Consider the following 25,517-nt stretch of genomic DNA (forward strand, 5'->3'; position numbering starts at 1 on the left):
TCAAAAAAGTTCGTGGCAGCGCTGGCCAAAACGGCACAGGGCGTGTATAGGCACCCGACTTTCTCAGATTTAGGCCCTGACATGGCCCTTTCACGAGGGCGGGCGGGGCTTTTGACCATGTAGTGGAGCATATCCATGGCCGTTCCGAAACGCAAAACTTCTCCGTCCAAGCGCGGCATGCGCCGCTCGGCCGACGCCCTCAAGGCCCCGACCTATGTCGAGGACAAGAATTCCGGCGAAATGCGCCGCCCGCACCACATCGACCTGAAGACCGGCATGTATCGCGGTCGCCAGGTGCTGACCCCCAAGGAAAGCTGAGACCAGCTTTCCCCAGGGTTTGAGTTACAAAAGACCGGCCTCTGGCCGGTCTTTTTGCGTTTGGCCGCCGAGGTTGACCAAGCCGGTCTAAATGCCGAGCCGAGGCCAATGTAATCCGGACAATCGGCTGACGTGGTTGTTGCATCCGGTCTTCGACCGTGTTGGCGGCTTTTTACGAAAAATCTTGACGGCGTGGCCCTGGCGCATTCTACAGAAGGTGCCCCCATATGGAGACGCCAGATGTTCGGTGCCGTCCCGCTTTTGATCGTGCCTTTCATTCTCTACAATCTCGGCCTGCTCGGAATTTTCGGCGGCGGTGACGATCCGTGGGCGAGCGAGATCTTCTCGTTCCGCATGATGTCGGGCGGGGTGTTCTCGATGACGCTCGGCGACCTGATGATCCTGATCGGGCTGATCTTCCTGTTTGCCGAAATGGTGAAGTCGGCGCGCACGACCAGCGCCTCGATCATGGACCATCTCCTGTCGACCCTGGTTTTCGTCGCCTTCCTGGTCGAGTTCCTGCTGGTCAAGGGCGCGGCGCACTCGATCTTCTTCACGCTGACGATCATCGCGCTGTTCGATGTGCTGGCCGGGTTTGCGGTGTCGATGCGGTCGGCGAGCCGGGACATCAACGTCAATTAGATCATTTCACCGTTTCACGGATACGGCGAACTGCTCTAACTCTTTGTTTTGACGCAATTCCCAAGGGAAAGCGCTATGCGCTTTTCCCGGGAAAACCGCACACACTTTTCCTGGAATTGCTCTAGACTAAGGGCTCAGCCCGGATCGGCGGTGAAGCCGGCGGCCTCGATGCCGGCGATGGCTGCGGCCTCGTCATTGTCCGAGGTGTCGCCCGAAATGCCGACGGCGCCGATGATGGCGCCGGCCTTGTCGCGGATCAGCACGCCGCCGACGACCGGCAGCACGCGTCCGCCCGACACGTCGGAAATGCCGGCGACCAGATGCGGACGCTCCTTGGCGAAGGCCTCGACCTTGCGCGAGCCCATGCCGATGGCCAGCGCGCCATAGGCCTTGCCCGCCGACATTTGCGGGCGCAGGAACGAGGCGCCGTCCTGGCGCTGGAAGGCGACCAGATGGCCGCCGGCGTCGAGCACCGAGACGCCCAGCGGCTTGAGCTTGAGATCGGCACCCTTGGCGAAGGCGGCATCGATGATTTGCCTGGCTTTTTCGAGCGGCAGTGCGGTCATGGCAATCTCCTGTTGAAAGAGGCAATCATCTGCGGCCGGCGGGCCGAAGCAATCCCGGTTTCGGTTGAAATTGCTTCTTGTGAAGCGGTGGGATGAAGGGCGGCTGTCTGGATGGCGCCGTCGAACGGCGACAGGCGAGCAACTCCAGCCGGTTCAGGCCGGATTGCCGGAGAGCGGCGCGTTATTTCTTCTTGGCGCGTGCAGGCTTCTTGGTGGGCGCTGCCGGCGCGTTGGCGAGGTCGTCGGCTTCCTTGGCTAGGCGGAGCGCCCGCAGCTTGTCGGTCTTGGCCTTGCGGGCGTCGCTTTCGGCGGCATATTCCGCCATTGCCTTCTGGCGGACGGTCGCCGCTTCTTCCTGCTTCTTGAAGCGCAGATCTGCGCGCGCGCGGGCAGCATCCCGAGAGTTCTCAACCAAGACCTTATCCAATCCCGTGAATTATGGTTTCCGCTTGTTCTAGCAGAGCCGGCCTCTCAACGGGAAAAATAGTTGTTTACGCAGCCGGACTGGCGCTGAGAGCCTTGCTGGCGACCACGGCTTCATAGGCAGCCCGCAGGGTTGCGCGAACAGACGGGCCAGATGCCGTATCGAGCGGCGTACCCAGATGCTCATGGCGCAACTCGTCCATGAATTTCTCCCATAGTGGCGGTCCGCCCTTTTCCAGAAGCTCGGCGCGGATCGAGAGTTCCTCGCTGGTCGGCAGCCAGACCCGGCCCCAGGCGCCGAGATGGGCCAGGATCGGCACCAGCGTGATGGCCATCTCGGTCAGGCTGTAGATCGCCTTCTGCTTGTGGGAGGGATCGTCGGCCTTGGTCAGCATGCCCAATTCCATCAGCCGTTTCAGCCGGTCGGCAAGGATGTTGGAGGCAATGCCTTCCATCGATTCGTTGAGCAGCTCGCGGAAATGGCGCCTGCCGCCGAAAATCATGTCGCGCAGGATGATCAGGCTCCAGCGGTCGCCGAACACTTCTAGCGACAGGTTGATCGGGCAGCCGGACCGGCGATCGAGGCTCATGAGATCTCCACGCAAAACCAGTTGCATTGTCGTATCAGTTTCATTATCGTGCAACTGATTGCATTATGCAATCAGTTTAGGAGACGCTGTGATGACCGCGATCAATCGGCCCGAGATCATATCCGAAGCTTTCGGCGCCCCGGAAAATCCCCCGCTGCTGCTGATCATGGGCGCGATGGCCTCGATGCTGTGGTGGCCGAAGGCATTTTGCCGGGAACTGGCGGATGCCGGCCTGTACGTGGTCCGCTACGACAATCGCGATACCGGCCGCTCGACCAAGTATCCGCCGGGCCTGCCGCCCTACACATTCGACGACATGGCGGACGATGCGATCGGTGTGCTCGACAGCCGCGGCATCGGCAAGGCGCATGTCGCCGGTATGTCGATGGGTGGGATGATCGCGCAACTCATGGCGCTCAAGCATCCTTCCCGCGTCGCGTCGCTGACCGCGATCAGCAGTTCACTGGTGTGGACGGACACCTCGCATCTGCCGCAGACAACCGACGCCTATATCAAACATTCGGCCGCGGGCGCTGATATCGACTGGGCGGACCGCCGCCAGGTGATCGACTTCATGGTCAGGGATGCCAGGGCGATCGCCAGCACCGCACATCCGTTCGATGAGGCCGGGACGAGAGGCTTCATCGAACAGGATTACGACCGCTCCGGCGGGTTCCTGAGCGCAACAATCATTTTTCGCTCAAGGGCGGTGACGCATGGAAGGGGCGCCTGCACGAGATGAAGGCGCCAGCGCTGGTCATCCATGGAACCTCAGATCCGATCTTTCCGGTCGAGCATGGCGAGGCGCTAGCCAAGACGGTCGCCGGTGCGAAATTCCTTCGCGTCGCAGGCGGCGGCCACGAACTGCATCCGCAAGACTGGCCGGCGCTGGAAGCCGCCATCGTCGCGCATATCAGGTCCAATTAAGTCCTCGCCGGTCGGCCTTGACGGATAAGGCCTATCGCAATAGTTAAGTGAATGCTTCAGTGTTGACTTTGGCGACGCACAACACCCGCCCATCGATGAACCAGAAACAGACGAGCATAGAATGTCCCTTACGCTGCATTTCCATCCGCTGGCCTCCTTCTGCTGGAAGCCGCTGATCGCGCTCTACGAGAACGCCACGGCCTTCATCCCGGTCATCGTCGATCTCGGCGACGAGCAATCGCGTGCGGCCTTCCTGAAGATATCGCCGACCGGCAAGATGCCGGCGCTGCGCGACGATGCGCGCGACCGCACGGTGCTGGAATCGACCATCGTCGTGGAATATCTGGCCGCGCACTATCCGGGGCCGGTCGAACTCGTCCCTGCCGACGTCGACCTGGCACTGGCGGTCCGCCAGGCGGATCGCTTCTATGATTTCTATATGCAGGAGCCGATGCAGAAGATCGTCGGCGACCGGCTGCGACCGCTCGACAAGACCGATCCGTTCGGTGTCGAGCAGGCGCGCGGCCAGTTGCGCAATTCCTACGCCATCATCGAACAGGAGATGCAGTCGAGGGCCTGGGCGGTGGGCGATTCCTTCACCATGGCCGATTGTGCGGCGTCGCCCGCGCACTTCTATGCCAACAAGGTCGAGCCGTTCGGCGACAAATATCCAGCCGTGAAGCGCTATCACGACCGGCTGCTGCATCGCCCTGCCTTCGCCAGGGTGATCGAGGAGGCGCAGCCCTACTTCAAGTTCTTTCCCTACAATAACGGCTGACCGCGATGCTGCACGATCCCGCCCAGCTCGACCTGATGTTCCAGGCGCTTGCCGATCCGGCGCGGCGGCAGATGGTCGACCGGCTTTCGCGCGGTCCCGCCTCGGTCAGCCAGCTGGCTGAGCCGCTGGCGATGTCGCTGTCGGCCGTCGTCCAGCATCTCAATGTGCTGGAGGCGAGCGGCCTGGTGCGCTCGGAGAAACTGGGCCGCGTGCGCACCTGCCAGATCGAGCCGAAAGCCTTGAGAGCGGCCGAACACTGGATCAACGAGCGGCGCCTCGTCTGGGAGCGCCGGCTGGACCGGCTCGGCGACTTTCTCACCGAGAGCGAATGAGCGCAACAACAGGGAGAACGATCATGGCTGCCAAAAACAGGGCGCAGTTGATCCGCCGCTATTTTGCCGCCTATCAGGCAAATGAGCGCGATGTTGCCGAGATGATGCTGACGGACGACTTCACGTTCACCAGCCCCTATGACGATGCCATCGACCGCGCGACCTATTTCGCGCGTTGCTGGCCGGGCAGTCCCGCTTTCAAGTCGATCACCATCGAGCGGATCTGCGAAGACGCGGATGCCGCTTTTGTTCTCTACCGCTGTGAAACGGTAGACGGAAAGACCTTCCGCAACACAGAGCTGCACGCGTTTCGCGACGACCGCCTGCGCAGCGTCGAGGTCTATTTCGGCGCTGCCTATCGCGGCGGTGTCTTCATCCCACAGAACCAATCAAGCTGACCAACGAGGACCCAATCCATGACCGAACGATCCGTCGTCCACTCCACCTTTGTCGTCGAGAGGAGCTATCCTGTGGCGCCGGCGAAAGTCTTCTCCGCGTTCAGCAGCCCGGATGCCAAGCGGCGCTGGTTCGTCGATCCCCACGACCCGATGCCGAGCCGGCATGAAATGGACTTCCGCGTCGGTGGCAAGGAGGTCAATGCCGGAGGCCCGAGCGATGGCCAGATGCATTTCTTCAACGCGGTCTATCAGGACATCGTGCCGGACCAGCGCATCGTCTACAGCTATGAGCTGCTGTTCGGTGAAACCCGCGTCTCTGTGTCACTGGCGACGATCGAGCTTGTGGCGGAAGCAGGGGGCACGCGGCTGGTGATGACGGAACAGGGCGCCTTCCTCGACGGCCACGACACCTCAGCCACGCGTGAGCATGGAACTGGGGAACTGCTCGATGCGCTCGGCGCCTTCCTGAAAATACAACCCTGACCATCGTGGCGATGTTGATGACGACGGGCGAGAAGATCAGGCTTCCCAGAATTGGTCGAGCCAGATGTTGAGTTTCATGAAGCCGGCATTGCTTACCGTATAGACGCGCCGCGTGCCTTCAGCCTTGGCGTTGACCAATCCGGCGTCGAGCAAGACTTTCAGATGCTGTGAAACGGCCGGGCGTGAGACTGGCAATCCGGCCGCCAACTCGTTGACGGTTTTCGGGCCGCGTCGAAGTTCTTCCAGAAGGTGGCGCCGATTGGGGTCGGCGATCGCCATGAAGGCGTCGGAAAACATCATGCCTCATTTGTGAGGCAAAGTTTTTCGAATCTCAACTGTCTGCTTCTGCTTTTCTTCTTGGGTCGAGCCGTAATGCTTCCGGCGTCAACGAGCGATCGGCCGGCTGCGTCTTGAAGGCATCGCGATTCTCGATCGGCACCGGAGCGCGGCGGCTGATGCGCAGCAGCGTGTAGGCGGTCAATGACAGATGCGCGAAGGCGGTCGCCAGGAACAGGCCCTCCGGACGTATCCAGCCCATAAGCGCGGCTGCCAGCAACGGCCCGATCATTGTGCCGAAACCGTAAAGCAGCAGCAGTCCACCCGACACCTTGACGAAATCCTCCGCACGGGCGTGGTCGTTGGCATGCGCCACGGCGATCGAATAGAGCGTGTAGGCGAAAGCGCCGTAAGCGGCGGTCAAGACGATGACAAAGACGGCGGAGCGCGGCTCGAAGAGGAAGACCAGGAGCGCGACCAACGCCGCGCCGAAAGCGGCACCGGCGAGCACGAAACGCCGGTCGGTCTTGTCGGACAGGCGCCCGGCCGGCAGCTGCATGGCCGCGCCGGCAACCACTACCAGGCTCATCATCAAGGCGATCTCGGGCGTCGAGATGCCGATGCGGGCGCCGTAGACGGCACCCAGCGTGCCCCAGGCGCCGTTGGCGATACCGACCAACAGGCAAGCGACCGCCGACACCGGCGAGTTGGCGTAGAGCCCCTTGACGTCGAGCTTGACGTCCTGCAGCGGCTTGGGGAGTGATGCCGACGAAACCGCGGTCGGGATCAGCGACAGGCAAAACAGGATGCCGGTGATCATGAACAGCGAGGCTGATTTGACGTCGCCGCCGGCAACGATCATCTGTCCGCCCATGATCGAGGCGTAGGTGACCATCATATAGAGGCCGAAGACGGTGCCGCGATTCTCGTTGGTGGCCTTCTCGTTCAGCCAGCTTTCGATGACCATGAAGGCGCCGGCCATGGTGAAGCCGGTGAAGGCGCGCAACAGGATCCAGACATATTCGTCGATGATCAAGCCGGTGAGCAGCGCCACGATGGCGCCGGATGCGGCAAAGGCGCCGAAGGCGCGCACATGCCCGGCGCGGCGCACGAGGCGCGGCGCGAAAAAGCAGCCGGTGACGAAGCCGCCGGCCCAGGCTGTACCCATCAGGCCGAGCGACGCGGTTGAGAATCCTTCCACCTGGCCGCGCAGCGGCAGCAGCAGCCCGTGCAGCCCCGATGCCGCCAGTAGGAAAGCAGTGCCGCGAAGCAGGGAGAGGATCGGTCTGTAGGATGCGAGCATTTTTTGATCCGGCTGAACTCTGGGAAGGGCGCAGGTCTGAAGACAGTCGCATTCGGGCTTTTCGGCGGCGGGCCGTTGCGCCCAACTGCCTATCCGCGGCGGAACAGTGCCTCGGCGGCCGATTTGGTGTTGTCCTTGGCCTTGAGCTCCGCTTCCAGCCGTGTGATTTCGTCGCGCAGGATGCCGATACGCTCGGACAGCTCGCCCACGGAGAGCAGCGACAAGTCCTGCCCGATCTCGTGCGGACGCGCTTTCTTCTTGGGTTCGTCGTCGAAGATCGCCATCGTTGCTCCTCCTCCGCCACACCAGATTGGCCATTTGCCTGATTTGGCAATGAGCATACATAGGGCAGGGGCGTCGATGCAAACAGCCGGTAGGAATGCGGCGAGGAAAGACGGAAAACTTCATGGCGAGCGGACAGAAAATTCCGGCAAAGATGACGGCGATCGCGATCTCCGAGCCCGGTGGCCCACGGGTGCTGAAACCGGAAACGCGCGACGTGCCGCAGCCCGGCCCCGGCGAGATCCTGATCAAGGTGCATGCCGCCGGTGTCAACCGGCCCGACGTGCAGCAGCGCAAGGGCGCCTATCCGCCGCCGCCTGGCGCATCGGACCTGCCGGGCCTCGAGGTGTCGGGAGAAGTGGCTGCCCTTGGTGACGAGATATCGCGCTGGCGCATCGGCGACCGGGTCTGTGCGCTGACGCCAGGCGGCGGCTATGCCGAGTACGTCAAGGTTCATGCCGGCAGCGTGCTGCCGCTGCCGGCCGGCTTCACGCACACGGAGGCCGCTGCCGTGCCGGAGAACTATTTCACCGTCTGGCACAATGTGTTCGAGCGCGGCGGCCTGAAGAAGGGCGAGACGCTGCTGGTGCATGGCGGCTCGTCCGGCATCGGCACCACGGCGATCCAACTGGCTTCCGTCTTCGGTGCCTATGTGATCACCACCGCCGGCAGCAAGGAGAAATGCGACGCCTGCCTGAAGCTCGGCGCCGACCGTGCGATCAACTATCGCGAGGAGGATTTCGTCACCGCGGTCAAGGAGGCGACGGACGGCAAGGGCGCCAATGTCATCCTCGACATGGTCGGCGGCGATTATGTCCAGCGCAACTACGAGGCGGCCGCCGTCGAGGGTCGCATCGTCCAGATCGCCGTGCAGGCCGGCGCTGTCGCCAGTGCCGATTTTTCCAAGATCATGGTCAAGCGGCTGACCCATACGGGTTCGACGCTGCGGCCGCGTACCGTCGATTTCAAGGCGGGGATCGCATCGGCGCTGGAGGCGCAGGTCTGGCCTTTGCTCGGCACGCGCAAGGTGGCACCTGTCATGGACATGATTTACCCGCTCTCGGATGCCTGGCGCGCGCATGAGCGGATGGAGGAGGGCGAGCATATAGGCAAGATCGTGCTCGACGTCGGCTAGAGCAATTCCAGGAAAAGTGTGAAGCGGTTTTCCGTCCGGAATTGCGTTAAAACAAAGAGCTAGAGCGGTTCGCCGTTTCCGTGAAACGGTGAACTGCTCTAGGCCTGCCGATATTCCGGTAAGGCCGGCCTGCGAATGGCTGACACCTGCGCTTCCCCGCTCTACTGCGTCGCAGTAGAACTGTGCTCACGTACCTTGAGTACGCTCCGCTCCGGTTCTCGGAAGCCACCATTCTCGGCTCGGCCTGACCTGAATCTCGCCACGTCCTAGGCCCTGCCACTGCCTACAAGATGAACAGAGGCTTAATGGTGCAATGCAGCATTTGCATCATTGCTATGCAAAATCGGCCGTTCAAGTCCTCATCGATGATCACTATCTGTGCAGCATCGAAACGAACACCCCATCAGGAGGACTACCATGAACCCGATCCGCGCTTTCCGTAACTGGCGCATGTACAACGAGACCGTGCGCGAACTGAACAAGCTCAACGCCCGTCAGCTCAACGATCTCGGCATCAACCGCGGCGACATCGAACGGATCGCCCGCCAGGCGATCTGACTTCAGGCACGACCCGGCCGTGGGGCCGGGCTTCTGCTGAGAAGTAGAGCCGTTGCAGACGTTCCCCGTTTCCGGTTCCGAGCCCGCTGGACTTTGTCCAGCGGGTTTTGTCTTTTTGGGTGCTTGGGCACTTGCCCCGCCAATACAGAAATGCGTCGCGCCTCCCCGTCCGGGTTGCGCAAGATCGGTGACGGGAAGCCGTTCAACGGCCCGAACGGAACCGTTCTGTGGCATGTTGCTTATTCAAGATTGACCGCGGTGACTGCCGTGGCATGTTGACGTAGGGGAAGACCAGCCGGCCTGAAGCGCTGATTGTTTGGCTCCGGCAAACATGCTTGCCCCGGAAAGGCTTCGCGTCGATGTTCGATGACCTGACCAACAGGATCTATGAGGCGGCCTTCGTGCCGGATCTCTGGCCTGATGTGCTGGAGGACATCGATTCCGTATCCGGTTCCGTGGGCGGAGCCGTGACGACCAGCCCGCGCGCGGCAGGGCGATCGAATTCCTGCAGGATTTGCAAGGCGAGTTGCTGGCGAGCGATACGCTGCAGTTTTCGACGGCGGTTTCGCGCATGTGCGCGCTGCAGCCGGCGAGCTTCGTCGATGTCGAGACTTTCCTGACACCGGAAGAGATTGAGAACGATCCGGTGCGCAAAAGGCTTCGCGCCATGGGCATCGGCGCGCATGCCTGCACCGCGATACCGATGCCCAGCGGTGAGCTGGCGATCTTCGTCTTCCAGCGACGGCTCGGTGAAGGCGACTACGACCAAAAAAGCCTGGATGTACTCGACAGTCTGCGGCCAGCCATGGCGCGCGCCGGCCTGATCGCAGGGCGGCTCGGCCTCGAACGCGCCGAGGGAACGGTTGCCGCCATGACGGCGATGGGCCTGCCGGCGGCCGTCCTGTCGCTGAAAGGGCGGGTGATGGTCGCCAACGCATTGTTCGACGGCCTGTCGTCCCTGTTCCTGCCCACCGCCTTTGGCGGCATGGCCATTGCTGACGCCGAAGCCAACCGGCTGTTCCAGCAGGCCGTCGTCGCCGCGCGCAACGAATTGGAGCCGACTGTGCGTTCCATACCGGTGCAGGGCGTCGACGGCCGGCCGCCGATGATTCTGCACATGCTGCCGTTGCGCCGTTCGGCGCATGAGATCTTTTCGGGCGCGGACATTCTGGTCGCGGCGACGGCGCTCAGCGCCAGTTCGCTCGTTCCTTCGCCAACGCTGCTTGCCGGATTGTTCGATCTGACGCCGGCGGAAGCGCGCCTGGCCACGGCGCTGTCGCAAGGCCATGCGCTCAAGGCCGCGGCAGTCAGTTCCAATATCACGGAAAAAACCGCCCGAACTTATCTGGAGCGAATATTCGCCAAGACCGGAACACGCCAGCAAAGCCAGCTCGTGGCCTTGCTCAAGAGCGCCGGCCCCTTTGGCTGACGTCGTCGGCCGTCAGGGCACTCGAATGTGCTTGCCGGTTGTGAAAGTATCGGGCCGCCGCGCCTCTCCAAAAACGTTGCGAAACAGGCAGGGAACGGTTATACAGGCCGCGAATTTCCCATTTTGGTGGCTCTAAACCACCGCCCGCGCGGGAACGCGGGCGAACGAGAAGGATTTCTAGAATGGCCAATACGCTGCTGATGCCCAAGGCGACCGCCGTCTGGCTGGTCGACAACACCGCGCTCTCCTTCGAGCAGATCGCACAGTTCTGCGGGCTGCATCCGCTCGAGGTCAAGGCGATCGCCGACGGCGAATCGGCGCAAGGCATCAAGGGCATGGACCCGATCATGACCGGCCAGCTGACCCGCGACGAGATCGCGCGCGCCGAGAAAGACCCGAACCAGCGCCTGAAGCTTTCCGACCCCAAGGTGCGGGTGCCGGAATCCAAGCGCAAGGGTCCGCGCTACACGCCACTGTCGAAGCGCCAGGACCGGCCGAATGCCATCCTGTGGCTGGTGCGCAACCATCCCGAGCTCAAGGACGCGCAGATTTCGCGTCTCGTCGGCACCACCAAGTCGACGATCGAGCAGATCCGTGAGCGCAAGCACTGGAATTCGGCCAATCTGCAGCCGATGGACCCGGTGACGCTGGGGCTCGCTTCGCAGATCGATCTCGACATGGAAGTCAACCGCGCCTCGCGCGGCCGCGAGCAGGCGCAGCCGGTTGGCGACACGCTGCTGCCGGCGGCCTTGACCGAGCGGCTAGTGCCGGCTCCGGAAAAGCCGAAGGACGAGGACGCCGAGCTCGACGCCAACGCGGTGTTCGCCAAGCTCTCGGCCTTGAAGTCGAAGACCCCGGACACGGACGACGACGAGTAAGAGCCTCGCGAATTCCAAGAAAAAGCCCGCTTCGAGCGGGCTTTTTTGTGCAGTCTGATCGGCTCAGCTTCGCGCGACGCGATCCGGCGCCATGCCGTAGTCCTCGCTGCGCTCCACCGCCCTGTAGAAATCGGCAAGCTGCTTGCCCCGCTCCGGTTTGAAGATGCGGCCGGCGATCACCACCGAGGCGATACGGTCGATGCGGAAGGCGCGGAAGTCGTCGCGCATCTCGCACCAGGCGACCAGCGTCCACACCTTGCCCCAGAACCACAGGCCGAGCGGCCTGATGTCGCGCGCGGTGCCGCGGCCGGCCTCGTCGCTATAGTCGATGGTCAGCACCTGCCGCTTTTCGACCGCACGCTCGATCAGGTCGATCGCCTCGCGGGCGGCGTCGCTGACCACCCACATCGGCGTGTGGATCTCGGTGCGGGCGATGCGGTCCTTTTCGGCGTCGGGCAGCACGGCGCCGATCTTGACCAACGCCTCATCGGCGGCGCGTGCCATGGCGGCGCCGCCAAAGGCGCGTACCATGCGGGCGCCGGCGACCAGCGCCACGATCTCGTCACGCGTGAACATCAGCGGTGGAAGGTCGAAACCCTCCCTCATCATGTAACCGACGCCGGCCTCGCCGTCGATCGGCACTCCGGTCGACTGCAGGTCGGCTATGTCGCGATAGATCGTCCGCTCGGAAACCTCGAGCCACGTGCCGAGCTTCTGTGCGGTGACCAGACGGCCGCCCCGCAGATGCTGCACGATCTGAAAGAGCCTGTCGGCGCGGCGCATCGTTTGCTTCCCCAGTGTTTTTCCCATGCATGCAGTGGCTCCCGGACCGGATCCACTTCCAGATGACATGCATTACGGTTTCAGTCCTTCGCGCTTACGCTGGGCGGCAACGAACTCCGCGCCAAAGGACAGTTTCTTCGTTGTCGGCGTCTTCGCGTCGAGCACGCGCCAGAAGGGCGCGACGTCGCTCAGCCTCATGCCGCGCTCAAGGTCCTCCTTGGCGGCTTCGGCAACCGTGCGCAGATGATAGCCTATGGTGACCGGACATGTCACTTCGGCGCCGTGTTCGATGGCAAGGGCAGTGCGCAACGCACGGATATCCATCTCGACGCCCTGCGGAATCGAGCGGATGAAATCGTCGACCTGGCGAGCCGTCGGCACCAGCATCGGCTGGCCCTCAATGACATCTGCCATCGTGCGCGGCGTCGGCTTGACGCCGTTGATGCCCGGTGTGTTCAGCCTGTCGTTCCAACTCTTCATCGATCGTCCCTTTCGATCGTCGACGCGCGGTGTCTCGATCTTGCACCATTGCACGCCCCCTCCTGACAGCATACTGTCAGGAGGCTTCAGCATATTCCTTTGCAAACAACGTCCGCATCTGAGCGAGATCGCTGCCTCTCTCGGGATAGAGCGTCTTGAGAAAGGCAAGGGCAAAGGTGCCAGGCGCCGAGCCCGGCGCTGACACGATCTTGCCGTCAGCGACGGCATGCGGCACGTCTTGATAGTTGCTGTCGCCGGCATAGCTGGCTTCATGGTGGTTGATCCAGTCACGGCCATTGCTGGTATGCTTGGTATCGTCGAACATGCCCACCCGGGCCAGCGCCAGCGTGCCGGCGCAGATACCGCCGATGACGCCGCCGCGCGTTGCGACGGCGTTGAGCAGTTCAGCGACACCGGCGGCGCCTTGCCCGCCCATTGGTCAGAACCGATGACGGCGACAGCATCGAGATCGGCATTCTCATCAACATCGACCGAACGATCAGGTGTCAGCCGAAAACCGCTGATTCCGGTCACCGGCTTGCCCTGGGGTGTCAGCGAGACGGCGCGGGCGCCGAACCATTCAACCGCCGAGGCTGCCAGCAGCCCATATTCCCAGTCGGCAAAACCTTCGATGAAAAGAAAGCCGATTGTCTTCTGTTCGGGCATAAGCTCGCTCCATCCCTCGGCGCGCCGTAGCTTTGTTTTCATGCATGTCGTGCCCCCAAAACCGGGTGCCACTTTTGGGCGACGTGCATTGATATCTGGGCATTGGCGCGTCCATGTCCAATATTGACGTCGAAAAAATCGCCTCAATTGCCGCGGGAGTGACGTTCCGAATACATGTCGGGCCAGCCGATATCCTTGCGGATGTCCGCGGGCAGTGAGTTCATGAAGCGTTGCGTGCGGATTTCATTGCGCATCGTGCGAACCTTGCCGACATAGTGCTGCATGCCGCGCAGAATGGTGTAACCGTTCATGGCCAGTCTCCTCTCTCTCTCTCTCTCTCTCTCTCTTGATGGAGGCACTATCGCACACCCCTCCTGACAGCAGTCTGTCAGGAGGATGTCAGGCACTCGACGATACTTTCGTTCGACGCGTCTGCCGGGGGAGAGCATTGTTTTCCGCCGCCGTCCTGCCTTGCCGCAGCGAGCCTGCGGGGCACCGATTGTTCACCAACCGGATGACAGTGAGGGCAAAGTTGTTCACCGCATGGCGACGGACTGTCAGGGTGGGGCAGCCTTTAGCGAGGTCCTCGCAGTTCTGATATGAAAGGAGAAAATTCTTCCCCAAAACCAGGGAGACGACCGTGAGCCTGCAACTGACAGGAATCCACCATCTGACTGCCATCACCGCCAATGCGCCCGGTAATCTTCACTTCTACACGAAGGTTCTGGGCTTGCGGCTGGTCAAGAAGACGGTGAACCAGGACGACACTTCGGCCTATCACCTCTTCTATGCCGACGGCCAGGCAACGCCCGGCACCGACCTCACCTTCTTCGACTGGCCGGTTGGCCGCGAGCGGCGCGGCACCAACAGCATAGCGCGGACCAGCCTCAGGGTCAGCAGCTCGGAAAGCCTTGCTTGGTGGAAGCAGCACCTCGCCGACGAAAACATCGTGACGGGAGAGATTGCCGACATCGGTGGCCTCCCGTCGCTGGATTTCGAAGATCCTGAAGGCCAGCGCCTGCGGCTGGTCAGCGATGGCGGCAAGGGCGGCAGCCATCCCTGGTCGCAAAGCCCGGTGCCGGCCGAGCATCAGATCCGCGGGCTAGGGCCGATCGTCATCAGTGTTCCCGACATCACCAACACCGAGGCGGTGCTGACCAGGGTGATGAACATGCGCAAGGTCCGCGACTACGCCTCGCCGGACGGCGAGGGCCAGGTCCATGTCTTCGAAATGGGTGCCGGTGGGCCGGCGGCGGAGCTTCACGTCGCCGTGCAGCCTCGGCTGGCGCCCGCAAGGCAAGGTGCCGGTGCGGTTCACCATGTCGCCTTCAGGGCGCCGGACCAGGAGACGTTGCATCTGTGGACCGCTCGTCTGGCCGAATTCCGGCTGCCGTCAAGCGGCGAGGTCGAGCGTTATTACTTCCGCTCGCTCTATTTCCGCGAGCCGAACGGCATCCTGTTCGAGATCGCCACCGACGGGCCGGGGTTCACCGCTGACGAGCCGCTGGAGACGCTGGGCGAAAGCCTTGCCCTGCCGCCTTTCCTCGAAGCAAAGCGCGCCTCGATCGAGGCCGGCCTCAAGCCGTTGAAGTAGAACGGCCCCCAGCGGGCGCCACGTTCCGGTTCGGGAATGCGATGCCCGTTCTTTCTCAGAGACTAAACGACGCGCTTTGACAGCCGGCCGCGTTGCTGGTCAAAGGCGGCATGACGAAACTCCTCGCCCTTGTCATCGTCGGCTTCATGGTCATCCAGCTGATCAAACCGATCGGCTGGCCCGGGCTGAAGCGCCGCGGGGATTTCTGGAAGCTGGCGCTGCTGGCGATGGCGGCCATCTCGCTGGCGGCCGTGCTCGGGCATTTGACCTAACGCTCACACCGGCAACAGCGGATCCGGCGTTCAGCTGGCGAGCACCAGACCGACGAGGTGTTCCGCCCAGGCCCGGTAACCTGCCTCCGAGGCATGGAACCCGTCGGAGGCAAAACCGGCCTCCGGGTTGGTGATCGGGAGGCGGGGCGCCGGCACCGCGCCGCGCTCCAGGCAGAGCCGTTCGCCCATCCGGTTCATTGCGGTGGCGCGGATTTCGAGGATCTTGCCAAGCAGCGGCGGCATGGCCGGTGCCCGCGTGAACTCCAGCACCGGCGACCACACCACCCGCGCCTCCGGCCACTTGGCACGCAGCGCGTAGAGCAGGCCGCCGAACTCCTTCTTGAAGCGCGGCACGGAATGAAAATTCTTGGTGTCGTTGGTGCCGATGGCAAGCACGATATGCGTCCATGGATCGGCCGACAGGTTGGGCAGGACATGGTCGCGGATCTGGCCCGATGTCGCCGAATTGAAGCCGGCGGCGCGCCAGCGCACAGCGCGACCGGTACGCTGCGCAATCAGCACGGCGAGTTGCGCGGCAAGCCCGTTTTCCGAATTGCCGATGCCGACCGAGGCTGCCGAGGAATCACCCAGCACTAGCAGCGAGATGTCAGGCGCCTTGCCGGCGAGATCGTGCATGACCGGCCCTTGTGCCGGCAGCATGCGCGAGGTGCGGCGGCGCACGCCGAGCCCCTGCCAGACGTAGACGGGAAAGGCGAGCCAGGTGAGAAGGGCGGGGAAGCGCATGGCGGAACCGTGGAATGATCGGCGGCAGGCTTAGCGCATGTTTGGGTCGAGGTGAACGGATCCTTGCACAGCCGGCCGGTGCCCTAAGGGGATACATCGCCCTGTTGCGACCTGTTTCCATATTCGTCGTGCAGTCGCACCCAGTCCATGAAGGTCCTGTAAGGTCCGGTTTCGTCACGGCCTTTCGGTGCAATGTCGAGATACTGATAGGCGCCGATGAACTGCTCGCTGCCGCGGGCGCGTGACATGAAGGTCAGGAAGATGTCACTGGTTTCGCTCTTGTGGAAGACAGTGGTGCCGGGCAGGTCTTTCGACGTCAGCACCGGTGTTTCGAAATTGTAGACCGCTTCGCCTGATGCAATCTGCTTGTCGGTGAAGGACACCTGCATATCGAAATTGAAGTCCGAGGCATAAGAAGACACCCAGTCGAACTTCCAACCCATGCGCTGCTTGTAGGGCTGCAATTCGGCGAGCGGCGCCTGTGACACGGCGACAAGCGACACGTCATGATGCCTCAGATGCCGGTTGGCGCCGTCCATATGGTCGGCGACGAAGGCGCAGCTTTCACAGTGATGATTGGAACCTGGCGCAAACACGAAGTGGTAGACGATCAGCTGGCTGTTGGCGCCAAACAGGTTGGCCAGTCTCTTCGGTCCTTGTTCGGTCTCGAAAACATAGTCCTTCCTGATCTTCAGCCAGGGCAGTTCACGCCGCTCGGCCGCGATGTGTTCGCGTAGCCGTGTCAGTTCCTTCTCGCGCGCCAGATGCGCCTTGTGCGCCTGGAACCAGTCTTCGCGTGAAACAACCTTGTTGCGATGCATGAACCTCTCCCTGTCTCTCATCCCAAGGACGTTCGGGATGAGCGCAAACCGACATCGCCGCCGGCAACGCCCAGAGGAAATAGGAATGAGGAGGTCTCCGCCCAAATCCGCAGGCAACAAAAACCCGGGCGCATCGGCCCGGGTTCTTATGAAGACGGAAGGGACGAATCAGGCGGCCTGTTCGAGGCTCGCTTTCCATTTTCCGAGCGCGGCCAGATAATTCATGTGAGCGCGATGGGTGAAGGCGGCCTGACCGGCGGCAATGTTCGAAGCCTTGCCGCTCCATGCTTTTTGCGGGGCGGCCTGCAGTGCGCGGCCATAGGAGAAGGTCAGCTTCCATGGGTGCGGGCCGATGGCGTTGATGGCGTTGAGATTGGCGGTCGCCTCCTCATCCTCCTGGCCGCCGGAGAGGAATGCGATGCCCGGCACCGCCGCCGGCACCGTCTCGCGGAACAGTTTTATCGTCATCTCGGCGACCTTTTCGGGGCTGTCCACCGTACCCGACTTCTTGCCCGACAGGACCATGTTGGGCTTCAGGATCGTGCCTTCGAGCACGACGCCGGCCGCATGGAGTTCGTCATAGAGCTTGATCAGCGTCGCCTTGGAAACCGCGTAGCAGGTATCGATGTCATGGGCGCCGTCCATCAGCACTTCCGGCTCGACGATCGGCACGATGCCGGCTTCCTGGCAAAGCGCGGCATAGCGGGCGAGCGCATGGGTGTTCGCGTTGATCGAATTGACCGAGGGCACGCCCTTGCCGGTATCGATGTCGATCACCGCACGCCATTTGGCGAAACGGGCGCCGAGCTTGTAGTAGTCGGCAAGGCGCTCGCGCAGGCCGTCGAGGCCCTCGGTGACGGTGTCGCCGGGAAATCCGGCCAGAGGCTTGGCGCCGGCATCGACCTTGATGCCGGGAATGGAGCCGGCCGCCTTGATGATGTCGACCAGCGGTGTGCCGTCGGCGGCCTTCTGGCGGATCGTCTCGTCATAGAGGATGACGCCGGAAATATACTTGGTCATCGCGTCCTTGGCGCGGAACATCATCTCGCGATAGTCACGGCGACTGTCGGCGGTCGATTCAACGCCGATGACGTCGAAGCGCTTCTTGATGGTGCCGGAACTTTCGTCGGCGGCCAGCAGGCCCTTGCCGTTGGCCACGATCGCGGCGGCAATGTCTTCGAGACGTTCGCTCATCATGCTTCTCCTGGAGGGGTTCGTTCCGCGCTTAACGGAAGTCTACCGCCAAAGGAATGGCATCGGAAAGCTCGAATCGATTGAAAGTTTCGGGCGCCGTCCGCCGCGTCGTCGATCCCGCCGGGGCCTACTTCTTCAGCACATCGACGCCGGGCAGCGGCTTGCCTTCCATCCATTCCAGGAAGGCGCCGCCGGCGGTCGAGACATAGGTGAAGTCGTCGGCGACCCCGGCGTGGTTGAGCGCTGCCACCGTATCCCCGCCACCGGCGACGGAGACCAGCTTGCCGGCCTTGGTGCGCGCGGCAGCGTGTTTTGCCGCCGCCACCGTGGCGTGGTCGAACGGCTCGATCTCGAAGGCGCCGAGCGGGCCGTTCCAGACCAGTGTCGCGGCGCGGTCGATCCATTCGCCGATGGTGGTCACGGTCTTGGCGCCGACATCGAGGATCATGCCGTCGGCCGGCACGTCCGAAATGGCGACAGTCTCGCAGGCAGCACCGGCCTTAAACTCTTTGGCGACGACGCCGTCGACCGGCAGGATGATGGCGCAGCCGGCCTCGGCCGCCTCGATCATGATCTGCTTGGCAGTGGAGGCAAGGTCATGCTCGCACAGCGACTTGCCGACATCGGTGCCGCGCGCGGCAAGGAAGGTGTTGGCCATGCCGCCGCCGATGACCAGCGCGTCGACCTTCTTCACCAGGTTCATCAGCAGGTCGATCTTGGTCGAGACCTTGGCGCCGCCGACGATGGCGACGACTGGACGGACCGGGTTGCCCAGGCCCTTCTCCAGTGCTTCCAGTTCGGCCTGCATGGTGCGGCCGGCAAAGGACGGCAAGAGACGCGCCAGCCCTTCGGTCGAGGCGTGGGCACGGTGCGCTGCCGAGAAGGCATCGTTGACGAAGATGTCGCCATTGGCGGCGAGCCGTTCGGTGAAGGCCGGATCGTTCTTCTCCTCGGCCTTGTAGAAGCGGGTGTTTTCCAAGAGCAGCACATCGCCCTTGTTCATGGCGGCGACAGCGCTTCCCGCCGTGTCGCCGACGCAATCCGAGGCAAAGCCGACGGGACGGCCAAGCACCTCGGCTGTCGCCTTGGCGATCGGCTCGAGCGAGAATTCTGGCGAGGGGCCATCCTTCGGCCGGCCGAAATGGGCGAGCAGGATGACCTTGGCGCCCTTGCGGGACAATTCGGCGATGGTCGGCGCGATGCGCTCGATGCGGGTGGCGTCGGTGACCTTGCCGTCGGCGACGGGAACGTTGAGGTCGACGCGCACCAGCACGCGCTTGCCGCTGATGTTGCCGATATCGTCCAGTGTCTTGAAGGCGGCCATGCGGATTCCTTTCGCGAAAATCGCCGGGACCATACCCCGCGCCAACGACGATGCAAGGCTTTGGCCGCGGTGCGATGCGAAATTTTGAGGCGAGCGGGGACATAGTGCGTGAAGATCGCCCTACGCGGATGGGGCGAGGCAAACGACCGCCCTTGTCAGCCCTCGGTCGTTGCCTTTTCAACCGGCGGTTCCGGGGCCGGTTTCTGGTCCGCCTGAGCCGCTTCTACCTGCGTTTCGGTCGGCTTGCGCCAGTTGCGGATGAAGGCGCTGAGGCGGTCGCCCATCTCGCCGGCGCTCAGGAACACCGGCACCCGCGCCACCGGTGCGGTCGGCTCGAAGGAGAGGCCGAGACCCGTGATCCTGCCCTTGTCATCGACATCCCTGACGATCAGCTCGATCTGGCCGATCAGCACGCGGTCGGCATATTCGGCATGGCCACCAAGCCGCGCCGTGACCAGCGCGCCTACGGTCTGCTTCTGCTCCGCCTCGGTCAGGCCAGGCGCGTAGGCTGCTTCCAGTTCGGCGGCGGAGCGTGCCGGGTCGACGGCGAAGGCGCCGAAGAAATCGGCATCTTCCGGGTCGACCACGGCGCGGCTGGCGAACAGCTTGTCGAGCAGGCGCGGATAGCGGTCCGGCACGAAGATGTAGACCTGATCGCCGGCGGCCAGCCTGCCCATGTCCTGGAAGCGCATCGAGCGGCCGTCGCGCAGCACCAGCGAGGGCCGTGCCCAGCGCGGAATGCGCTCGCCGCGCGCCACAGGGCTGCCATGCGCGACGCGATAGGCGAGAAGCTCGTGATGCGCGGAGCCGGGCAGTTCGAGCTCGACCTTGTCGAGCGGGCCGAGGCGCGCCGGCACGATGAGGCCAAGGCGACGCGCCAGGGGGCCGACGGTCCAGCCCTGGATGACCAGCGACACCAGGACGATGATGAAGGCGGTATTGAAGATGACACGGCCATTCTCCAGCCCGCCGAGCAGCGGGGTGATGGCGAGCAGGATGGAGACGGCGCCGCGCAGCCCGACCCAGGAAACGAAGGCGACCTCGGGGCGCGGCAGGCGGAACGGGATCAGGCAGAGCCAGACCGCGATGGGCCGGGCGACGAACATCAGGAACAGGCCAAGCGCTATTGCCGGCACCATGATGGCAGGAAACTGCGAGGGCGTCGCGAACAGGCCGAGGATCAGGAACATGATGATCTGCGCCAGCCACGACATGCCGTCCTGGAAGCGCTTGAGGATGGTGACGGCGCGGATATCGGAATTGCCGGCAATGAGGCCGGCGATATAGACCGCCAGGAAGCCGGAGCCGCCAATGGCGCCGTCGGCGGCGAAGACCATCAGCGACAGGGTCAGCACGAAGATCGGCAGCAGGCCGTGGTCGAGATTGAGCCGGTCGACGAGACGCACGATGGCGAGGCCGCCGAGCACGCCGACTATGGCGCCGAGGCCCATATTGATGACGAAGCCAAGGATCAGGTTGGTGACCAGGACATTGGTTTCGGGGTTGGCGTGGGCGGCGATGACCTCGACCAGGGTGATGGTCAGGAAGATGGCGATCGGGTCGTTGGTGCCGGATTCCACCTCAAGGGTGGAACGCACACGTTCGCGCAGATTGATCTCGCCGGCGCGCAGCAGGAAGAACACCGCCGCCGCGTCGGTCGAAGCGACGGCGGCGCCGAGCAGGAAGGATTCCAGCCAGGTCAGGTCGAGCAGGTAATGGGCGGCGGCGCCGAACAGGCCGGTGGTGATAAGGACGCCGAAGGTTGCCAGCGACAGCGCCGGCCCCGCCGCCTGCCGCAAGGCGTTGAGCGGCGTGCCGAAACCGGAATCGAACAGGATGACCGCCAGCGCCAGTGAGCCGGCAAAATAGGCGATGCGGGCGTTGTCGAATTCGATGCCGAGGCCGTCGGTTCCGGTGGCGAGCCCGATGCAGAGAAACAGAAGCAGGAGAGGGGCGCCGAAGCGGAAGGCGATCAGGCTCGAAAACGCGGCGGCGACAACAAGCGCTGTGCCGACCAGCGTGACGAGATAGATCGCATGCTCCATCCGTGATTTGCCCCTCGAATTCCTCTTTCTACCGATTTACGGGAGAGTGGGGCGAAGGCATGGCCAGTGCAAGGCGCAAGGGTGGTTTTTTGGCGCGGGCCGCTGATTTTCCGGCGTTCAGCGTTGCTGCTCCGGCAAATGAAAAACGCCCGGACGAAGCCGGGCGTTTCAAGTCTCCGGAAGGTAGTCTTCGATCAGGCGATGGTCTTGCCGAAGGCGACGGCGGTGTCGCCCATGCGGTTGGAGAAACCCCACTCATTGTCATACCAGGACAGCACCGAAACGAAGTTGCCGTCCATCACCTTGGTCTGGTCGAGCGCCATGATCGAGGACCGCGGATCGTGGTTGAAGTCGATCGAGACGTTCGGGTGATGGGTGACGCCGAGAATGCCCTTCAGTCTGCCGTTGGAGGCGGCGATGACCGCTTCGTTGATTTCCTGGACCGTGGTGGCGCGCTTGGCGATGAACTTGAAGTCGACGACCGAGACGTTCGGGGTCGGCACGCGGATCGAGATGCCGTCGAGCTTGCCCTTGAGGTCGGGGAGGACAAGACCGATGGCCTTGGCGGCGCCGGTCGAGGTCGGGATCTGCGAAAGGGCCGCGGCGCGGGCGCGGTAGAGATCCTTGTGCATGGTGTCCAGCGTCGGCTGGTCGCCCGTGTAGGAGTGGATCGTCGTCATCATGCCTTTTTCGATGCCGACCGTCTCGTGCAGCACGGCGGCCAGCGGCGCCAGGCAGTTGGTCGTGCAGGACGCGTTCGAGATGACGATGTGGTCCTTGGTCAGCTTGTCGTGGTTGATGCCGTAGACGACGGTCAGGTCGGCTCCGTCGGCAGGTGCGGAGACCAGCACGCGCTTGGCGCCGGCGGTCAGGTGCGCTGCCGCCTTGTCGCGGGCGGTGAAGATGCCGGTACATTCGAGCGCGATGTCGACGCCGAGTTCCTTCCACGGCAGCTGTGTCGGGTCCTTGATGGCGGTGACCTTGAACTTTTCCTTGCCGACGGTGATCTGGTCGCCATCGACGCTCACCTCGTGCGGGAAGCGGCCATGCACGCTGTCGTAGCGCAGCAGATGGGCATTGGTCTCGACCGGGCCGAGATCGTTGACGGCGACGACGTCGATGTCCTTGCGGCCGGACTCATGGATGGCGCGCAGGATGTTGCGGCCGATGCGGCCGAATCCGTTGATGGCAACTCTGACGGTCATTTTTCTCTCCCTGGGAGCTGGAAGGTAATTTGGTCCGCAGCTTCATAGCGGCGGACGGCCGAAGAATCCAGCCATCCAAGGCATGGATTTAAATCGATTAGGTTGGGCCAGCCCACGAAATCGCCGCATTGCGGTTTCGTGGACGGGCGCCTCAATCCGTTATTTGGCGTGCAAGCGGGCTTCCGCCGCCTTAGCCGCCGCCTCGGCGGTGATGCCGAAATGCGGGTAGAGCTGTTCGATCGTGCCAGAGGCACCAAAGCCGGTCATGCCGACGAAGATGCCGTCCGAGCCGATAAGATGATCCCAGCCCTGGCGGATGCCGGCCTCGATCGCCATCTTGATCGGAGCGCTGCCGATGGTCTTCTTGCGGTAGTCGTCGCTCTGCTTGTCGAACAGTTCGAAGCAAGGCACCGAGACGACGCGGGTGGGATGGCCGTGTTTTTCCAAGAGGTCACGGGCGCCGAGGGCGATCTCGACCTCTGAGCCGGTGGCGAAGATCGTCACAGCTGCCTCGCCGCTGGCCGCGGCCAGTTCGTAGGCGCCCTGGCTGCTCAGGTTCTTGGCCGAGTGCTCGGTGCGCACCGTCGGCAGGTTCTGGCGGGTCAGCGCCAGGGTCGACGGCGTCTTTTCCGACTCGATAGCAATCTGCCAGCATTCGGCGGTTTCCACCGCATCGGCCGGACGGAAGACATTGTGGTTGGGGATGGCGCGGAGTGCCGCCAGATGCTCGACCGGCTGGTGTGTCGGGCCGTCTTCGCCCAGACCGATTGAATCATGGGTCATGACGAAGATCGAGCGGATGCCCATCAGCGAGGAAAGCCGCATCGACGGGCGCGCATAGTCGGAGAAGCACATGAAGGTGCCGCCATAGGCGATGAGGCCGCCATGCAGCGTCAGGCCGTTGATGGCGGCGGCCATGCCGTGCTCGCGGATGCCGTAGTGGACATAGCGCTGGCCATAGTCATCGGGCGTGATGTTTTTGGTCTGGCTGGTCTTGGTGTTGTTGGAGCCGGTCAGGTCGGCGGAGCCGCCGATGGTTTCCGGCACGGCGCCGTTGATGACTTCCAGCGCCATTTCCGACGATTTGCGGGTGGCGACCTTCGGCTTGTCGGCCGAGAGCTTCTTCTTGTAGTCGTCAATGACGGCGTCGAAGTTGGACGGCAGCTTGCCGGCGAGGCGGCGCTCGAACTCGGCCTTCAGCTTCGGTTCGGCCTTGGCGAGGCGGCCTTCCCAGTCGGTGCGCGGCTTGACGCCGGCCTTGCCGGCAGTGCGCCAGGCATCGAGGATGTCGGCCGGGATCTCGAAGGGCGGCGACTCCCAGTTGAAGAATTTGCGCGCGCCGGCGATCTCGTCAGTGCCGAGCGGCGAGCCGTGCGCCTTGTTGGTGCCGGCCTTGGTTGGGGCACCGAAGCCGATGGTCGTCTTGCAGGCGATCATCGTCGGCTTGTCGGAATGGCGGGCGGCTTCGATGGCATAGGCGATGGCTTCCGGATCGGTGCCGTCGATATGGCTGGCATTCCAGCCGGAGGCCTGGAAGCGGGCGACCTGGTCGGTGTTGTCAGCGAGCGAGACCGGGCCGTCGATCGAGATGTTGTTGTTGTCCCAGAAGACGATCAGCTTGTTGAGCTTCAGGTGCCCGGCAAGTGCGATGGCTTCCTGGGAAACGCCTTCCATCAGGCAGCCGTCGCCGGCCAGCACATAGGTGTAGTGGTTGACCAGGTCGTTGCCGAAGGCGGCGTTCATGATGCGCTCGCCGAGCGCAAAGCCGACCGAATTGGCAAGACCCTGGCCGAGCGGGCCGGTGGTCGTCTCGATGCCGGTGGCATGGCCGTATTCGGGATGGCCTGCCGTCTTCGAGCCCAACTGGCGGAAGTGCTTGATCTGGTCGAGGGTCATGTCCTCGTAGCCGGTCAGATGCAGCAGCGAATAGAGCAGCATCGAGCCATGGCCGGCCGACAGGATGAAGCGGTCGCGATCGGGCCAGTGCGGGGCCTTGGGATCATATTTCAGGAAGCGGGTGAACAGCACCGTGGCGATGTCGGCGCAGCCCATGGGCAAGCCGGGATGGCCGGACTGGGCCTTCTCGACGGCGTCCATGGAGAGAAAGCGGATCGCATTGGCCATCCGGTCATGTTGTTCACGCGACGTCATGGTTCCTCCAGAAATGGGGGTTTGGGGCTTGGGAGAGCCCTTGAAAAAGGGTGCGCGACACATAGCAGGCGCGGGCTTTTAGTCAACAAATCGGGTGCACATTTGCCGGTCTTGTGATGCCGGCGGCGAGCCTACATTAGCGTTAGCGGGGGACAGTCGCGAGAGCTTTGTTGACGTTGCCTTCACCCGGTGCCTAATGTTTCCGGGATAAGGCGTTCTGAACGCGAACGATTCGGTGATGGGCAGGGCACAGGACGAAGGCCATGACCGGGGAAACCACACTCAAGGAAGTCATCGCCAGGCTGGGCAAGGCCATCGAGGGGCTGGAAAACGCCGTCGCGGCCAAGCTGGAGCACGAGCGCGACTACTCGGAAGCCGAGGCCGAAGTGCAGCGGATGAATGCCGACCGCTCACGGCTGGCGCAGGAACTCGACAATTCCGAAGCGCGCGCCGAACGGCTGGAGGACGCCAACAAGGAAGTCTCGCGACGGCTGGTGACCGCCATGGAAACCATCCGCGCCGTGTTGGACAGATAGGAGCTGGCCCATGGCACAGGTCACGGTTTCAATCGACGGCAAACAGTATCGGATGGCCTGCGACGAAGGCCAGGAAGAGCATCTGATTGACCTCGCCGAGCGTTTCGACCGCTATGTCTCGCATCTGAAAGATTCCTTCGGCGAGATCGGTGACCAGCGGCTGACGGTCATGGCCGGCATCATGGTGATGGACGAACTCTCGGAACTGCAGAAGCGCGTCAAGGGCATGGAAAGCGAAGTGCTGACCTTGCGCAAGACGCGCGACGAGGCGCTGACCAAGGCCGACAAGAGCGACAGCGTGCTGACCAACGCGCTCGGCGCGCTGGCGCAGCGCATGGAAGATTTGACGTCGACGCTGGCGGTGAAATCCTAGCACTACTTTGG

Annotated in this window: 30 protein-coding genes and 2 pseudogenes; 15 read left to right on the forward strand and 17 right to left on the reverse strand. The window is 63.1% G+C overall.

Annotation, left to right across the window (positions count from 1 at the left end):
- The first annotated feature begins 135 nt into the window (after positions 1-135).
- Positions 136-318 carry a 50S ribosomal protein L32 gene (rpmF, locus tag HGP13_RS06690; RefSeq protein ID WP_008834724.1) on the forward strand — a complete coding sequence of 61 codons (183 nt, stop codon included), beginning with the start codon at positions 136-138 and terminating at the stop codon, positions 316-318.
- 240 nt (positions 319-558) lie between these two features.
- Positions 559-960 (forward strand): hypothetical protein, encoded by a 402-nt coding sequence (locus HGP13_RS06695; protein WP_172223047.1) that lies wholly within the window; start codon positions 559-561, stop codon positions 958-960.
- A 134-nt stretch (positions 961-1,094) separates the two neighbouring features.
- Here HGP13_RS06695 and HGP13_RS06700 read toward each other — a convergent pair whose 3' ends face one another.
- From HGP13_RS06700 to HGP13_RS06710, 3 genes are all read right to left on the reverse strand, one after another.
- A complete protein-coding gene (locus HGP13_RS06700; RefSeq protein WP_023810947.1) occupies positions 1,095-1,526 on the reverse strand; it encodes a heme-binding protein in 432 nt (143 codons plus the stop codon).
- A gap of 181 nt (positions 1,527-1,707) precedes the next feature.
- Positions 1,708-1,941, reverse strand: coding sequence for a hypothetical protein (locus HGP13_RS06705; protein ID WP_172223050.1), 234 nt, complete (start codon positions 1,939-1,941; stop codon positions 1,708-1,710).
- A gap of 76 nt (positions 1,942-2,017) precedes the next feature.
- Entirely contained in the window at positions 2,018-2,539 is a 522-nt protein-coding gene (locus HGP13_RS06710; protein WP_172223053.1) for a helix-turn-helix domain-containing protein, read from the reverse strand.
- Between the two features lie 91 nt (positions 2,540-2,630).
- Here HGP13_RS06710 and HGP13_RS06715 point away from each other — a divergent pair.
- From HGP13_RS06715 to HGP13_RS06735, 5 genes and pseudogenes are all read left to right on the forward strand, one after another.
- Positions 2,631-3,466: pseudogene (locus HGP13_RS06715) on the forward strand (alpha/beta hydrolase).
- Between the two features lie 121 nt (positions 3,467-3,587).
- A complete protein-coding gene (locus HGP13_RS06720) occupies positions 3,588-4,244 on the forward strand; it encodes a glutathione S-transferase family protein (protein WP_172223056.1) in 657 nt (218 codons plus the stop codon).
- 5 nt (positions 4,245-4,249) lie between these two features.
- Positions 4,250-4,576 (forward strand): metalloregulator ArsR/SmtB family transcription factor, encoded by a 327-nt coding sequence (locus HGP13_RS06725; RefSeq protein ID WP_172223059.1) that lies wholly within the window; start codon positions 4,250-4,252, stop codon positions 4,574-4,576.
- Positions 4,577-4,599: 23 nt separating this feature from the next.
- A complete protein-coding gene (locus HGP13_RS06730; RefSeq protein WP_172223062.1) occupies positions 4,600-4,974 on the forward strand; it encodes a nuclear transport factor 2 family protein in 375 nt (124 codons plus the stop codon).
- 18 nt (positions 4,975-4,992) lie between these two features.
- The gene (locus tag HGP13_RS06735) at positions 4,993-5,457 is read left to right on the forward strand and encodes an SRPBCC family protein (RefSeq protein ID WP_172223064.1); all 465 of its coding nucleotides are present in this window, start codon (positions 4,993-4,995) and stop codon (positions 5,455-5,457) included.
- A gap of 36 nt (positions 5,458-5,493) precedes the next feature.
- On the opposite strand, the gene HGP13_RS06740 is transcribed toward HGP13_RS06735, so the two are convergent.
- The 3 genes from HGP13_RS06740 to HGP13_RS06750 form a co-directional block, all read right to left on the reverse strand.
- Positions 5,494-5,757 carry a metalloregulator ArsR/SmtB family transcription factor gene (locus HGP13_RS06740; RefSeq protein ID WP_172223067.1) on the reverse strand — a complete coding sequence of 88 codons (264 nt, stop codon included), beginning with the start codon at positions 5,755-5,757 and terminating at the stop codon, positions 5,494-5,496.
- Between the two features lie 31 nt (positions 5,758-5,788).
- A complete protein-coding gene (locus tag HGP13_RS06745; RefSeq protein WP_172223070.1) occupies positions 5,789-7,036 on the reverse strand; it encodes an MFS transporter in 1,248 nt (415 codons plus the stop codon).
- Positions 7,037-7,125: 89 nt separating this feature from the next.
- Positions 7,126-7,320 carry a DUF1192 domain-containing protein gene (locus tag HGP13_RS06750; RefSeq protein WP_027059123.1) on the reverse strand — a complete coding sequence of 65 codons (195 nt, stop codon included), beginning with the start codon at positions 7,318-7,320 and terminating at the stop codon, positions 7,126-7,128.
- Positions 7,321-7,442: 122 nt separating this feature from the next.
- Here HGP13_RS06750 and HGP13_RS06755 point away from each other — a divergent pair, with 122 nt between their 5' ends.
- The 4 genes from HGP13_RS06755 to HGP13_RS06770 all read left to right on the forward strand — a co-directional run bounded on the left by HGP13_RS06755 (position 7,443) and on the right by HGP13_RS06770 (position 11,318).
- On the forward strand, positions 7,443-8,453 hold the full coding sequence (locus HGP13_RS06755) for an NAD(P)H-quinone oxidoreductase (RefSeq protein ID WP_172223073.1): 1,011 nt from the start codon (positions 7,443-7,445) through the stop codon (positions 8,451-8,453).
- A gap of 417 nt (positions 8,454-8,870) precedes the next feature.
- The gene (locus HGP13_RS06760) at positions 8,871-9,011 is read left to right on the forward strand and encodes a DUF1127 domain-containing protein (RefSeq protein WP_081850349.1); all 141 of its coding nucleotides are present in this window, start codon (positions 8,871-8,873) and stop codon (positions 9,009-9,011) included.
- 526 nt (positions 9,012-9,537) lie between these two features.
- Positions 9,538-10,440, forward strand: a complete 903-nt coding sequence (locus HGP13_RS06765; RefSeq protein ID WP_246707302.1) for a helix-turn-helix transcriptional regulator — start codon at positions 9,538-9,540, stop codon at positions 10,438-10,440.
- Between the two features lie 182 nt (positions 10,441-10,622).
- The gene (locus tag HGP13_RS06770; RefSeq protein ID WP_172223075.1) at positions 10,623-11,318 is read left to right on the forward strand and encodes a DUF1013 domain-containing protein; all 696 of its coding nucleotides are present in this window, start codon (positions 10,623-10,625) and stop codon (positions 11,316-11,318) included.
- Between the two features lie 63 nt (positions 11,319-11,381).
- On the opposite strand, the gene HGP13_RS06775 is transcribed toward HGP13_RS06770, so the two are convergent.
- From HGP13_RS06775 to HGP13_RS06790, 4 genes and pseudogenes are all read right to left on the reverse strand, one after another.
- The gene (locus HGP13_RS06775; RefSeq protein WP_027041910.1) at positions 11,382-12,101 is read right to left on the reverse strand and encodes a YafY family protein; all 720 of its coding nucleotides are present in this window, start codon (positions 12,099-12,101) and stop codon (positions 11,382-11,384) included.
- Between the two features lie 72 nt (positions 12,102-12,173).
- Positions 12,174-12,581: a hypothetical protein gene (locus tag HGP13_RS06780; protein WP_172234631.1), complete on the reverse strand. Its 408-nt coding sequence runs from the start codon at positions 12,579-12,581 to the stop codon at positions 12,174-12,176.
- A gap of 76 nt (positions 12,582-12,657) precedes the next feature.
- A pseudogene (locus HGP13_RS06785) lies at positions 12,658-13,247 on the reverse strand (DJ-1/PfpI family protein).
- Positions 13,248-13,390: 143 nt separating this feature from the next.
- Entirely contained in the window at positions 13,391-13,558 is a 168-nt protein-coding gene (locus HGP13_RS06790; RefSeq protein ID WP_172223078.1) for a hypothetical protein, read from the reverse strand.
- Positions 13,559-13,887: 329 nt separating this feature from the next.
- Here HGP13_RS06790 and HGP13_RS06795 point away from each other — a divergent pair, with 329 nt between their 5' ends.
- A complete protein-coding gene (locus HGP13_RS06795) occupies positions 13,888-14,841 on the forward strand; it encodes a ring-cleaving dioxygenase (protein ID WP_172223081.1) in 954 nt (317 codons plus the stop codon).
- Positions 14,842-14,951: 110 nt separating this feature from the next.
- Entirely contained in the window at positions 14,952-15,113 is a 162-nt protein-coding gene (locus HGP13_RS06800; protein WP_080512074.1) for a hypothetical protein, read from the forward strand.
- Between the two features lie 30 nt (positions 15,114-15,143).
- Here HGP13_RS06800 and HGP13_RS06805 read toward each other — a convergent pair whose 3' ends face one another.
- From HGP13_RS06805 to tkt, 7 genes are all read right to left on the reverse strand, one after another.
- The gene (locus HGP13_RS06805) at positions 15,144-15,857 is read right to left on the reverse strand and encodes an SGNH/GDSL hydrolase family protein (protein ID WP_172223083.1); all 714 of its coding nucleotides are present in this window, start codon (positions 15,855-15,857) and stop codon (positions 15,144-15,146) included.
- Positions 15,858-15,940: 83 nt separating this feature from the next.
- Positions 15,941-16,678, reverse strand: coding sequence for a thioredoxin family protein (locus HGP13_RS06810; protein ID WP_172223086.1), 738 nt, complete (start codon positions 16,676-16,678; stop codon positions 15,941-15,943).
- Between the two features lie 168 nt (positions 16,679-16,846).
- Positions 16,847-17,872: a class I fructose-bisphosphate aldolase gene (locus HGP13_RS06815; RefSeq protein ID WP_172223089.1), complete on the reverse strand. Its 1,026-nt coding sequence runs from the start codon at positions 17,870-17,872 to the stop codon at positions 16,847-16,849.
- A gap of 127 nt (positions 17,873-17,999) precedes the next feature.
- Positions 18,000-19,196 (reverse strand): phosphoglycerate kinase, encoded by a 1,197-nt coding sequence (locus HGP13_RS06820; RefSeq protein ID WP_172223091.1) that lies wholly within the window; start codon positions 19,194-19,196, stop codon positions 18,000-18,002.
- A gap of 155 nt (positions 19,197-19,351) precedes the next feature.
- Complete coding sequence (locus HGP13_RS06825; RefSeq protein ID WP_172223094.1) at positions 19,352-21,241, reverse strand: potassium/proton antiporter; 1,890 nt, start codon at positions 21,239-21,241, stop codon at positions 19,352-19,354.
- Between the two features lie 194 nt (positions 21,242-21,435).
- On the reverse strand, positions 21,436-22,446 hold the full coding sequence (gap, locus tag HGP13_RS06830) for a type I glyceraldehyde-3-phosphate dehydrogenase (RefSeq protein WP_172223097.1): 1,011 nt from the start codon (positions 22,444-22,446) through the stop codon (positions 21,436-21,438).
- A gap of 159 nt (positions 22,447-22,605) precedes the next feature.
- Positions 22,606-24,597, reverse strand: coding sequence for a transketolase (gene tkt, locus HGP13_RS06835; protein ID WP_172223099.1), 1,992 nt, complete (start codon positions 24,595-24,597; stop codon positions 22,606-22,608).
- A gap of 263 nt (positions 24,598-24,860) precedes the next feature.
- On the opposite strand from tkt, the gene HGP13_RS06840 reads away from it, so the two are divergent.
- Together HGP13_RS06840 and HGP13_RS06845 are read left to right on the forward strand one after the other, a co-directional pair.
- A complete protein-coding gene (locus HGP13_RS06840) occupies positions 24,861-25,133 on the forward strand; it encodes a DUF4164 domain-containing protein (RefSeq protein WP_006200774.1) in 273 nt (90 codons plus the stop codon).
- A 10-nt stretch (positions 25,134-25,143) separates the two neighbouring features.
- Positions 25,144-25,506 (forward strand): cell division protein ZapA, encoded by a 363-nt coding sequence (locus HGP13_RS06845; RefSeq protein WP_027041899.1) that lies wholly within the window; start codon positions 25,144-25,146, stop codon positions 25,504-25,506.
- Positions 25,507-25,517 lie beyond the last annotated feature (11 nt).

It is taken from the genome of Mesorhizobium sp. NZP2077 (assembly GCF_013170805.1).
Classification (GTDB): Bacteria; Pseudomonadota; Alphaproteobacteria; order Rhizobiales; family Rhizobiaceae; genus Mesorhizobium.

Excerpts from the sequence above, each read along its gene's own strand:
- rpmF (WP_008834724.1), top strand. The coding sequence starts at position 136 with ATGGCCGTTCCGAAACGCAAAACTTCTCCGTCCAAGCGCGGCATGCGC.
- HGP13_RS06695 (WP_172223047.1), top strand. The coding sequence starts at position 559 with ATGTTCGGTGCCGTCCCGCTTTTGATCGTGCCTTTCATTCTCTACAAT.
- HGP13_RS06700 (WP_023810947.1), bottom strand. The coding sequence starts at position 1,526 with ATGACCGCACTGCCGCTCGAAAAAGCCAGGCAAATCATCGATGCCGCC.
- HGP13_RS06710 (WP_172223053.1), bottom strand. The coding sequence starts at position 2,539 with ATGAGCCTCGATCGCCGGTCCGGCTGCCCGATCAACCTGTCGCTAGAA.
- HGP13_RS06720 (WP_172223056.1), top strand. The coding sequence starts at position 3,588 with ATGTCCCTTACGCTGCATTTCCATCCGCTGGCCTCCTTCTGCTGGAAG.
- HGP13_RS06725 (WP_172223059.1), top strand. The coding sequence starts at position 4,250 with ATGCTGCACGATCCCGCCCAGCTCGACCTGATGTTCCAGGCGCTTGCC.
- HGP13_RS06730 (WP_172223062.1), top strand. The coding sequence starts at position 4,600 with ATGGCTGCCAAAAACAGGGCGCAGTTGATCCGCCGCTATTTTGCCGCC.
- HGP13_RS06735 (WP_172223064.1), top strand. The coding sequence starts at position 4,993 with ATGACCGAACGATCCGTCGTCCACTCCACCTTTGTCGTCGAGAGGAGC.
- HGP13_RS06740 (WP_172223067.1), bottom strand. The coding sequence starts at position 5,757 with ATGATGTTTTCCGACGCCTTCATGGCGATCGCCGACCCCAATCGGCGC.
- HGP13_RS06745 (WP_172223070.1), bottom strand. The coding sequence starts at position 7,036 with ATGCTCGCATCCTACAGACCGATCCTCTCCCTGCTTCGCGGCACTGCT.
- HGP13_RS06750 (WP_027059123.1), bottom strand. The coding sequence starts at position 7,320 with ATGGCGATCTTCGACGACGAACCCAAGAAGAAAGCGCGTCCGCACGAG.
- HGP13_RS06755 (WP_172223073.1), top strand. The coding sequence starts at position 7,443 with ATGGCGAGCGGACAGAAAATTCCGGCAAAGATGACGGCGATCGCGATC.
- HGP13_RS06760 (WP_081850349.1), top strand. The coding sequence starts at position 8,871 with ATGAACCCGATCCGCGCTTTCCGTAACTGGCGCATGTACAACGAGACC.
- HGP13_RS06770 (WP_172223075.1), top strand. The coding sequence starts at position 10,623 with ATGGCCAATACGCTGCTGATGCCCAAGGCGACCGCCGTCTGGCTGGTC.
- HGP13_RS06775 (WP_027041910.1), bottom strand. The coding sequence starts at position 12,101 with ATGCGCCGCGCCGACAGGCTCTTTCAGATCGTGCAGCATCTGCGGGGC.
- HGP13_RS06780 (WP_172234631.1), bottom strand. The coding sequence starts at position 12,581 with ATGAAGAGTTGGAACGACAGGCTGAACACACCGGGCATCAACGGCGTC.
- HGP13_RS06790 (WP_172223078.1), bottom strand. The coding sequence starts at position 13,558 with ATGAACGGTTACACCATTCTGCGCGGCATGCAGCACTATGTCGGCAAG.
- HGP13_RS06800 (WP_080512074.1), top strand. The coding sequence starts at position 14,952 with ATGACGAAACTCCTCGCCCTTGTCATCGTCGGCTTCATGGTCATCCAG.
- HGP13_RS06805 (WP_172223083.1), bottom strand. The coding sequence starts at position 15,857 with ATGCGCTTCCCCGCCCTTCTCACCTGGCTCGCCTTTCCCGTCTACGTC.
- HGP13_RS06810 (WP_172223086.1), bottom strand. The coding sequence starts at position 16,678 with ATGCATCGCAACAAGGTTGTTTCACGCGAAGACTGGTTCCAGGCGCAC.
- HGP13_RS06815 (WP_172223089.1), bottom strand. The coding sequence starts at position 17,872 with ATGAGCGAACGTCTCGAAGACATTGCCGCCGCGATCGTGGCCAACGGC.
- HGP13_RS06820 (WP_172223091.1), bottom strand. The coding sequence starts at position 19,196 with ATGGCCGCCTTCAAGACACTGGACGATATCGGCAACATCAGCGGCAAG.
- HGP13_RS06825 (WP_172223094.1), bottom strand. The coding sequence starts at position 21,241 with ATGGAGCATGCGATCTATCTCGTCACGCTGGTCGGCACAGCGCTTGTT.
- gap (WP_172223097.1), bottom strand. The coding sequence starts at position 22,446 with ATGACCGTCAGAGTTGCCATCAACGGATTCGGCCGCATCGGCCGCAAC.
- tkt (WP_172223099.1), bottom strand. The coding sequence starts at position 24,597 with ATGACGTCGCGTGAACAACATGACCGGATGGCCAATGCGATCCGCTTT.
- HGP13_RS06840 (WP_006200774.1), top strand. The coding sequence starts at position 24,861 with ATGACCGGGGAAACCACACTCAAGGAAGTCATCGCCAGGCTGGGCAAG.
- HGP13_RS06845 (WP_027041899.1), top strand. The coding sequence starts at position 25,144 with ATGGCACAGGTCACGGTTTCAATCGACGGCAAACAGTATCGGATGGCC.